The organism is Micromonospora sp. NPDC002296 (assembly GCF_040296145.1).
Lineage (GTDB): Bacteria > Actinomycetota > Actinomycetes > Mycobacteriales > Micromonosporaceae > Micromonospora.
Genome location: NZ_JBEOWQ010000087.1, coordinates 1 through 10,622 on the forward strand (window position 1 = coordinate 1; position 10,622 = coordinate 10,622).

Here is a 10,622-nt window from a genome sequence, read left to right on the forward strand (position 1 = left end):
TTGTTTTCGAGGCTTCCGCCGAGGCGGGTGTGTTGGATCGGACGGTGTTTGCGCAGGCGGGGTTGTTCGCCGTCGAGGTGGCGTTGTGGGAGTTGCTGCGGTCGTGGGGCGTGCGGGTCGACTTCTTCGCGGGGCACTCGGTCGGTGAGGTGACGGCTGCGTACGCGGCGGGGATGTTGTCGCTGGCGGATGCGTGTGTTCTGGTGGCGGCGCGGGGTCGGTTGATGCAGGCCCTGCCGGCCGGTGGGGGAATGCTGGCGGTGGCCGCGTCCGAGGCCGAGGTGTTGGCCGCTCTGGAGGGGCTGGCCGACCGGGTGGGGATCGCCGCCGTCAACGGGCCCACGGCCGTCGTCGTGTCGGGAGCGGTCGAGGCGCTGGGCGAGGTGGAACGAACCTGGCGGGAGCGGGGTGTGCGTACTCGTCGGTTGGCGGTGAGTCATGCGTTCCACAGTCCGTTGATGGAGCCGATGCTTGAGGAGTTCGCCTCCGTGGTTGCGGGGTTGTCGTGGCGTGCCCCGACCGTGCCGGTGGTGTCGAACGTGTCGGGTGCGGTGGCGGACCCCCTGGAGATCGCTGATTCGGCGTACTGGGTGCGTCATGTGCGGCAGCCGGTGCGGTTCGCCGACGGGGTCACCGCCCTGCGTGACGCGGGGGTGGACACGTTTCTGGAGGTGGGGCCGGACGCGGTGCTGACGGCGATGGTCGCCGATGTCGCCGCCGGTGACGGGGTGCGTCGGGTGGCGACGCTGCGTCGGGACCGTTCCGAGGTGGAGTCGCTGTTGGCGGCGGTGGGCCAGTTGCACGCGGCCGGAGTCTCGGTCGACTGGTCGGCATACCTCGCGCAGGCGGGTGCCCGGCCGAAGGCCATCGACCTGCCCAGCTACGCCTTCGACCGTGCCTGGTACTGGGCCGAGCCGTCGACGTCGACCGACCTCGCCACCCGCGACGACGCTCTCGACGGGCGGTTCTGGGCGGCGGTCGAATCGGGCGACCCGGCCCTGCTCGGCGACGAGCTGGGCGCGGGAGCGGACGAGCCGTTCGGCGCGGTGCTGCCGAAGCTCGCCCGGTGGCGTCGGGACGCGAAGCGCCGGTCGACGGTCGACTCGTGGCGGTACCACGTCGTGTGGCGGTCGCACGCGGTCGACGGTCGTACCACCCTGACGGGCACGTGGCTGGTGCCGATGCGGCCCGGCCAGGAGGACCACCCGGCCGTCGCCGCGCTGGCGGCCCGGGGCGCCCGGGTCGTACCCGTGGTGATCGACGGTGTGGACCGGGACCGGATCGCGCGGCAGCTCGCCGGCGCGGTGCGGACCGGCGAAACCGTCGCCGGCCTGCTCTGCGTGATGTCCCTCGCCGGTGCCGGGGTGGCCGAGGCGCTGACCGTGGCCCAGGCGCTGACCGATGCCGGGGTCGCCGGCCGCCTGTGGTGGCTGACCAGCGGTGCGGTCTCGGTGGACGGCTCCGACGCCACGGCCCTCGACGCCACGGCCGGTGCCGTCTGGGGGCTGGGGCGGGTGGTGGCGTTGGAGGAGCCGGGTCGCTGGGGTGGCCTGGTGGATGTGCCGGGTACGGCGGACGGGCGGGTGTGGGACCGGCTGTGCGGGGTGTTGGCGGGCAGTGGTGAGGACCAGGTGGCGGTGCGGCCGTCGGGTGTGTTCGTGCGGCGGCTGGTGCGGGCCGGGGCCGGGGCCGGTGCTGGGGTGCGGTTGTCGGGGACGGTCCTGGTGACCGGCGGCACCGGTGCGCTGGGGCTGCGGGTGGCGCGGTGGGCGGTCGGCGTCGGTGCCGAGCACGTGGTGCTGGTGTCTCGGCGGGGCGACGGTGCGCCGGGGCTCGCGGGCGCGGTGGAGGAGCTGCGGGGGCTGGGCGCGCGGGTGTCGGTGGTGGGTTGTGACGTGGCCGACCGCGATGCGGTGGCCGGGTTGCTGGAGGGCCTGGCCGGGTGTGGTGACCCGGTGCGGGCGGTGGTGCACGCGGCGGGGGTCGCGCAGATGACCCCGTTGGGCGAGATCGGTGCGGGGGAACTGGGGGAGGTGCTGCGGGCGAAGGTGGACGGTGCCGTGGTGCTGGACGAGTTGCTGTCCGGTGCGGAGCTGGACGCGTTCGTGGTCTTCTCGTCGATCGCCGGGGTGTGGGGTTCGGCGGGTCAGGCGGCGTACGCCGCGGCCAACGCGTTCGCCGATGGCGTGGTGGCGTCCCGACGGGCGCGGGGGCTGGTGGGTACGTCGGTGGCGTGGGGTCCCTGGGGCGAGGCCGGCATGGCGGTCGGCGAGGCCGGGGAGCAGTTGAGCCGGCGCGGTCTGCCGGCGATGGCGCCGGAGTTGGCGGTGGCGGGGTTGGAGCGGGCGTTGGAGGCGGGTGACGTGTCGGTGGTGGTGGCGGATGTGCGGTGGGACAGGTTCGCGTCGTCGTTCACCGCGCTGCGGCCCAGCCCGCTGCTCACCGAGATCCCCGAGGCACAGGCGGCGCTCGCGGTGGCAGACCCGACCGTTGCCGGCCCCACCGACCAGGCGTCCGCACTGCGCGAGCGGCTCGTGGCGCTGCCGGCCACCGACGCCGAGGCCTTCCTGCTCGATCTCGTACGCTCCCAGGTCGCCTCGGTGCTCGGCCACGCCGGCGTGGAGTCCGTCCCGGCGGACCGGGCGTTCCAGCGCCTCGGGTTCGACTCGCTCACCGCGGTCGAGCTGCGCAACCGGCTGATCGCCGAGACCGGCCTGGCACTGCCCAGCACCCTCGTCTTCGACCACCCGACGCCGGCGGCCCTGGTCGCCCTTCTCCGCGACACCCTGATCGGGGCGTCGGCCGACTCGCCGGCCGCAATCCGCCCCGCCGCGCGGGACGACGACCCCATCGTCATCGTCGGCATGGGCTGCCGCCTCCCCGGTGGCGTCGGCACCCCCGACGAGCTGTGGCAACTGCTCGCCGACGGCCGCGACGGCATCGCCGAGTTCCCGCTCGACCGGGGCTGGGACAACGTCCTGGACAGCGGGATGTCCGACACGTCGTTCGCCCGCAGGGGTGGCTTCGTCTACGACGCGGGCGAGTTCGACGCCGAGTTCTTCGGCATCTCGCCGCGCGAGGCCCTCGCCATGGACCCGCAGCAGCGGCTGCTGCTGGAGACGTCCTGGGAGGCGATCGAGTCGGCGGGCATCGACCCGACCAGCCTCAGGGGCGGCACCGTCGGCGTCTTCGCCGGGGCCAGCTTCCAGGGGTACGCGAGCGGCTCCGTCGGCCGCGCCCAGGAGGTCGGCGGTCACCTGCTCACCGGCAACGCGACCAGCGTCCTGTCGGGTCGGGTGTCGTACTCGTTCGGGTTCGAGGGGCCGGCGGTGACGGTGGACACCGCGTGCTCGTCGTCGCTGGTCGCGTTGCACCTGGCGGCTCAGGCGCTGCGGTCCGGTGAGTGCGACCTCGCGCTGGCCGGCGGCGTCTGCGTGATGGCCTCACCGGCCACCTTCGCCGAGTTCTCGATCCAGGGCGGCCTCTCGGCCGACGGGCGGTGCCGGTCCTTCGCCGAGGCCGCCGACGGGACGGGCTGGTCCGAGGGCGTCGGCGTCATCCTCGTGCAGCGGTTGTCGGATGCGCGGCGGGAGGGTCGTCGGGTTCTGGCGGTGGTGCGGGGTTCGGCGGTAAACCAGGACGGTGCGTCGAACGGTCTCACCGCGCCGAACGGTCCGTCGCAGCAGCGGGTGATCCGGCAGGCCCTGGCGTCGGCGGGGTTGTCGTCGGGGGATGTGGATGTGGTGGAGGCGCACGGTACGGGTACGACGTTGGGTGATCCGATCGAGGCGCAGGCGTTGCTGGCCACGTACGGGCAGGGCCGGGGTGACACCGGTCCGTTGCTGCTCGGCTCGGTGAAGTCGAACATCGGTCACACCCAGGCGGCGGCCGGCGTCGCGGGGATCATCAAGATGGTCATGGCGATGCGGCACGGCGTGGTGCCGGCGTCTTTGCATGTCGACGAGCCGTCGTCGCACGTGGACTGGTCGTCGGGCGCGGTGACCCTGGTGACGGAGTCGCGGGGGTGGCCCGAGGTGGGCCGGCCGCGCCGGGCGGGGGTGTCGTCGTTCGGCATCTCGGGGACGAACGCGCACGTGATCCTGGAACAGCCGGAGCCGGAGCCGGTTTCGGGGGTGGGGTCTGTTCCGGGGTTGCCGGTGCCGTGGGTGGTGTCGGGTCGTTCGGAGCGGGCGTTGGTGGGTCAGGCGGCGCGGTTGGCGTCGTTCGTGCGGGGCCGGTCCGATCTGGTGGCGGTGGATGTGGCGTGGTCGTTGGTGTCGTCGCGGGCGGCGTTGGAGCACCGTGCGGTGGTGTGGGGTTCGGGTGTGGGCGAGCTGGTGGCGGGCCTGGACGCGGTGGCGGCCGGGGACGCGGTGTCGTCGGGTCGTCGGGCGGTGCTGTTCACGGGTCAGGGTTCGCAGCGGGTCGGGATGGGCCGGGAGCTGTACGACCGGTTCCCGGTGTACGCGGCGGCGCTGGACGAGGTGTGCGGGCACCTGGACGGGCTGTTGCCGCAGCCCCTCATGTCGGTGGTGTTCGCCGAGCCGGGGTCCGCCGAGGCGGGTCTGTTGGATCGGACGGTGTTCGCGCAGGCGGGGTTGTTCGCCGTCGAGGTGGCGTTGTGGGAGTTGCTGCGGTCCTGGGGGGTACGGGCCGACTTCTTCGCGGGGCACTCGTTGGGCGAGGTGACTGCTGCGTACGCGGCGGGGGTGCTGTCGCTGGCGGACGCGTGTGTGCTGGTGGCGGCGCGGGGCCGGCTGATGCAGGCCCTGCCGGCCGGCGGGGTGATGGCGGCGGTCGCGGCGTCCGAGGCCGACGTGCGTCTGATCATCGAGGTGACCGGCGCGGCGGTGGACGTGGCGGCGGTGAACGGTCCGGCGGCGGTGGTCCTCTCCGGTGCGGCTGACGAGGTCGAACTCGTGGTGGACACCTGCCGGGCCCGGGGCTGGCGGACCAAGCCCCTGTCCGTGTCGCACGCGTTCCACTCCGGGTTGATGGAGCCGATGCTCGACGGGTTCCGTTCGGTGGTGGCGGGGTTGGACTGGCGGGTGCCGTCAGTGGCGGTGGTGTCGAACGTGTCGGGTGCGGTGGCGGATCCGTTGGAGGTGGCGGACCCGGAGTACTGGGTGCGGCATGTGCGGCGACCGGTGCGGTTCGCCGACGGGGTGACGGCGCTGCGGGCGGCCGGGGTGGACACGTTCCTGGAGGTGGGCCCGGACGCGGTGCTGACGGCGATGGTGGCCGATGTCGCCGAGGGTGAGGTGTGTCGGGTGGCGACGTTGCGGCGGGATCGCCCGGAGGTGGAGTGTCTGCTGGCGGCCGTGGGTCAGCTGCACGTGGCCGGCATGTCGGTGGACTGGTCGGCGTACCTGGCGCAGGCGGGCGTCCGGCCGAGGGTGGTGGACCTGCCCACCTACGCCTTCGACCGCCGGCGCTACTGGCTGGAGGACCCGGCGCCGGCACCCGCCTCCGCCACCGCGAGCGGGCCGGCGGACGAGCGGTTCTGGGCGGCGGTCGAGTCCGGTGACCTCGGCGTGCTGGGCGAGGAACTGGCGTCCGGTGTGGACGGATCCTCGGCGGCGCTGCTGCCGAAGCTCGCCCGGTGGCGTCGGGACGCGCAGCGGCGCTCGACCGTCGACTCGTGGCGGTACCGCGTCGAGTGGCGCACGGCTGCCGTGCCGGCCACCGGCACGCTCACCGGAACCTGGCTGGTGCTGACCGCGCCGGGGCAGGAGGACCACCCGGCCCTCGCCGCCCTGGCGGCCCGGGGGGCCCGGGTCGTCCCCGTCCTGGTCGACGGCGCGGACCGGGAGGCGGTGGCGGGGCGGCTGAGCGATGCGGCCGGGCCCGACAACAGGGCCGCCGGCGTGCTGTCCCTGCTGTCGCTGGCCGCCCCGGCGGGAACGGATGATCTTCCGGCCGTCGCCGCCCTGTCGACGGCGCTGACGGCGGTCCAGGCGCTGACCGACTCCGGGATCGAGGGTCGGCTGTGGTGGCTGACCAGCGGCGCGGTGTCGGTGGGCGGGTCGGACGTGCTCGACGACGTCGAGGGCGCGGCGCTGTGGGGCCTCGGCCGGGTCGCAGGGCTGGAGCTGCCGGGGTCGTGGGGCGGCCTGGTGGATGTGCCGGGCGCGGCGGAGGGATGGGTGTGGGATCGGCTGTCCGGGGTCCTGGCGGGTGGCGTGGAGGACCAGGTGGCGGTGCGGTCGTCGGGCGTGTTCGGCCGGCGGTTGGTGCGGGCGGCCGTGGGTTCGGCTCCGAGCGGCGGCGTGCGGTTGTCGGGGACGGTGCTGGTGACCGGCGGCACGGGCGCGCTGGGTCTGCGGGTGGCGCGGTGGGCGGTGGGTGTGGGAGCGGAGCACGTGGTGCTGCTGTCGCGTAGCGGCGAGGGCGGGCTGGGTTCGGAAGGCGCGGGCGTCGTGGCGGGGTTGCGGGGGTCGGGCGCGCGGGTGTCGGTGATGGCCTGCGACGTGGCCGACCGCGATGCGGTGGCCGGGTTGCTGGCGGATCTGGCGGGGTCCGGCGACCGGGTGCGGGCGGTGGTGCACGCGGCGGGGGTGGCGCAGATGGCGCCGTTGGGCGAGGTGGGTTTGGCGGACCTGGGGGAGGTGCTGCGGGCGAAGGTCGGCGGTGCGGTGGTGCTGGACGAGTTGCTGTCCGGTGCGGAGCTGGACGCGTTCGTGGTCTTCTCGTCGATCGCCGGGGTGTGGGGTTCGGCCGGTCAGGTGGGGTACGCGGCGGGGAACGCGTTCGTGGAGGGGCTGATGGTGTCCCGGCGGGCGCGGGGGCTGGTGGGTACGTCGGTGGCGTGGGGTCCGTGGGGCGAGGCGGGAATGGCGGTGGGCGCGGTCGGGGACGAACTGTCCCGGCGCGGCCTGGTGGCGATGGCGCCGGAGCTGGCGGTGGTGGGGTTGGAGCGGGCGTTGGAGGTGGGTGACGTGTCGGTGGTGGTGGCGGATGTGCGGTGGGACAGGTTCGCGTCGTCGTTCACCGCGCTGCGGCCGAGCCCGCTGCTCACCGAGATCCCCGAGGCGCAGCCCGCCCCGCAGGAGACGCCGTCCGCCGACGCCGACGGCGCCCCCTCGGCCCTGCGGGGGCGGCTGGCCGCCGCCTCGGCGTCCGAGCGCGACCGCATCCTGCTCGACCTGGTACGCGGCACCGCCGCGACGGTGCTCGGACACGCCACGCCCGCCGCGATCAGGCCGGCTCGCGGCTTCCTCGAGCTGGGCTTCGACTCCCTCACCGCGGTCGAGCTGCGCAACCGACTGACCGCCGAGACCGGTCTCGGCCTGCCCGCGACCCTGATCTTCGACCACCCCACCCCCGGCGCCCTCGCCGAGCACCTGCGTGCCGGGCTGGCGCCGGAGCAGCCGGCGCTGCCGATCGCCGCCGAGGTCGAACGACTCGACCAACTCCTCGGCGAGGCACCGGCCGAGCAGGTCGACGAGGCGGTCATCGGCCGCCTGGAGAGCATGCTGGCCAGGTGGCGGGCCCGCCGGCCCGCCTCCGCAGCCGTCCCCGCACCGGCGGCGGAGACCGCCGAGCAACTCGACACGGCCAGCCGGGAGGAGCTGTTCGACATCATCCAGCGCGAGTTCGGCAAGTCCTGAGAGCAGGACCACGGACCAGAACCGCCCCGGGACGGCGGCGCGGGCGGACCGGCACGCCGGGCCGGCCCGGCGTCGCCCCGTGTCAGCCCTAGGGGTCCGACCTGCCGTCTAGGGGTGTGCCTGGCCGGGTCGGGCTTCGTAGGGTCGGAGCCCGTCAGGCCGTCTCGTCCTGCCTTGCCGGCGGCCGATCGGCACGAGTGGTGGGTGCGCGCGGTACCCGGGATGGACGGAGGTCCGGGTGGCCGGATCGGGCCTGCCTCAGTTGCTCGCCATCAGTGACCTGCACGTGGTCTACAAGGAGAACCGGGCCGTCGTCGAGGGGCTGCGGCCGGAGGCCGACGACGACTGGCTGATCGTCGCCGGCGACGTCGGCGAGTTCGTCAGCGACATCGAGTGGGCGTTGGACCTGCTCAGCCGCCGCTTCACCAAGGTGATCTGGGCGCCGGGCAACCACGAGCTGTGGACGCCCCGCGACGACCCGAACCAGCTCCGGGGCGAGGCCCGCTACCGGCACCTGGTGGAGCTGTGCCGGGGCCTCGGCGTCGTCACCCCGGAGGATCCCTACCCGATCTGGGACCCACAGGGCGATCCGGTGCTCGTCGCCCCGCTCTTCCTGCTGTACGACTACACCTTCCGGCCGCCCGGGACGTACACCAAGGAGCAGGCCCTCGAACGGGCCCACGAGGTCGGTGTGGTCTGCACCGACGAGATCCTGCTGCACCCCGACCCGTACCCGACGCGCGACGCGTGGTGCCGGGCCCGGCTGACCCACACCGAGCGGCGGCTCACCGAGGAGCGGAACGGGCTGCCCACCATTCTGGTCAACCACTTTCCCCTCGTCCGGGAACCCACCCGGATTCTGCGGTATCCGGAGTTCGCGCAATGGTGCGGCACCGAGGCCACGGCCGACTGGCACGTGCGCTTCGACGCCCGCGTGGCGGTGTACGGACACCTGCACATCCCGCGGACCACCTGGTACGACGGGGTCCGCTTCGAGGAGGTCTCGGTGGGCTATCCACGGGAGTGGCGGCGCCGCGCCACGCCGCCCGGACGGCTCCGCCAGATTCTGCCGCAGACCGTCCAGCACCGCGTCTGACCGGCCCCGTTCGTGTCGATCGTCGCGCTGCGACGACCGCCGCGACGGCCCGTCAGGACCGCCCGATCAGGGGTCCGTTAGGGGTTGGGGGCGAGGTCGGCGCTCAGTACCGTCCACTCACGGTGGCGGGCATGGGTCGGCAGGGTGGTCGGCGCGGTGTCGCGGCGGGCGCATGAACAGGTACCGGAAACAGAAACTGAAATTGAAATAGGAATTGCGTCCATGCGCCGAATGGTCATGTCTCCACCGAAATGTGCGCGGAGTCGGGCCGCCGGTGGTGGTGTGGTCAGCGAATCGGCAGATTCTGATCGATAGCAAGCTCTGGGCGGGTGGGTCATGGCGGACGAAGACAAGCTCCTCGAACACCTGAAGTGGGTGACCTCCGAGCTCCGCCTGGCGCGTCGGCGCCTGAGCGAGCTGGAGAACGAGGATTCCGAGCCGATCGCGATCGTCGGCATGGCCTGCCGGTTCCCCGGCGGGGTCGCCTCGCCCGAGGACCTGTGGGACCTGGTCGCCGGGGGCGTGGACGCCACCGGCACGTTCCCCGAGGACCGGGGCTGGGACCTGGACCGGCTGTACGACCCGGACCCGGACCATCAGGGCACCACCTACAGCAACCGGGGCGGCTTCCTGGCCGACGCCGGGCTGTTCGACCCGTCCCTGTTCGGGATCTCGCCGCGCGAGGCGCTGGCCATGGACCCGCAGCAGCGGCTCCTGCTGGAGGTGACCTGGGAGGTCTTCGAGCGGGCCGGCCTCGACACCGCGTCGCTGCGGGGCAGCCGCACCGGCGTCTTCGTCGGCACGGCCGGCCAGGACTACACCAGCGTCCTGCGGCAACTGCCCGAGGGCACCGAGGGGTACGTCCTCACCGGCACCGCGGCGAGCGTCATGTCGGGCCGGCTGGCGTACTCCTTCGGGCTGGAGGGGCCGGCCGTCACGATCGACACCGCCTGCTCGTCCTCGCTCGTCGCCCTGCACCTGGCCGGCCAGGCGCTGCGCGACGGCGAGTGCTCCCTCGCGGTGGCCGGCGGCGTGACCGTGCTGGCCACCCCCGGCGCCTTCGTCGAGTTCTCCCGGCAGCGCGGGCTCGCCTCCGACGGCCGGTGCAAGGCGTTCTCGGCCGACGCCGACGGCACCGGCTGGTCCGAGGGCGTCGCCATGCTGCTCGTCGAGAAGCTCTCCGACGCCCGCCGCAACGGTCACCCCGTCCTCGCGGTGATCCGCGGCAGCGCCGTCAACCAGGACGGCGCCAGCAGTGGGCTGACCGCCCCGAACGGCCCCGCCCAGCAGCGGGTCATCCGGCAGGCGCTGGAGAACGCCCGGCTGGCGCCGGCCGACATCGACGTCGTGGAGGCGCACGGCACCGGCACCCGGCTCGGCGACCCGATCGAGGCGCAGGCGTTGCTGGCCACGTACGGCCAGGGCCGGACGGCCGACCGTCCGCTGTGGCTGGGGTCCCTGAAGTCGAACATCGGCCACCCCCAGGCCGCCGCCGGCGCCGGCGGCGTCATCAAGATGGTGATGGCGATGCGGCACGGTGTGCTGCCGCCCACCCTGCACGCGGCGCAGCCGTCCCCGCACATCGACTGGTCGACGGGGGCGGTGTCCCTGCTCGACGCGGCCCGCCCGTGGGCCGGCGGCGAGCACGTCCGGCGGGCGGCCGTCTCGTCCTTCGGCATGAGCGGCACCAACGCCCACCTCGTCCTGGAGCAGGCCCCGGCCCCCGAGACGCCGGAGGACGCCCCCGCGCCGTCCCGCCGGCTCCCGGTCGCGCCGGTGCTGCTCTCCGCCGCGAACCCCGCCGCGCTCGCCGGTCAGGCCGGCCGCTGGGCCAGGTGGCTGGCCGCCGACGGGGACCTGCGTCCCCTGGACGTCGGCTGGTCGTCGGCGGTGTCGCGGTCGGCGCTGGACAGCCG

At 74.1% G+C, this 10,622-nt stretch carries 3 protein-coding genes; all 3 read left to right on the forward strand.

Features of this window, described 5'->3' with window-relative positions; all coding sequences use genetic code 11:
- A partial coding sequence (locus tag ABT023_RS28385) for a type I polyketide synthase (protein ID WP_350889679.1) occupies positions 1 to 7,610 on the forward strand: 7,610 nt, incomplete at its 5' end.
- A gap of 238 nt (positions 7,611 to 7,848) precedes the next feature.
- Positions 7,849 to 8,706, forward strand: a complete 858-nt coding sequence (locus tag ABT023_RS28390) for a metallophosphoesterase family protein (RefSeq protein ID WP_350889681.1) — start codon at positions 7,849 to 7,851, stop codon at positions 8,704 to 8,706.
- A 336-nt stretch (positions 8,707 to 9,042) separates the two neighbouring features.
- The coding region (locus ABT023_RS28395; protein WP_350889683.1) for a type I polyketide synthase at positions 9,043 to 10,622 on the forward strand (1,580 nt) is incomplete at its 3' end.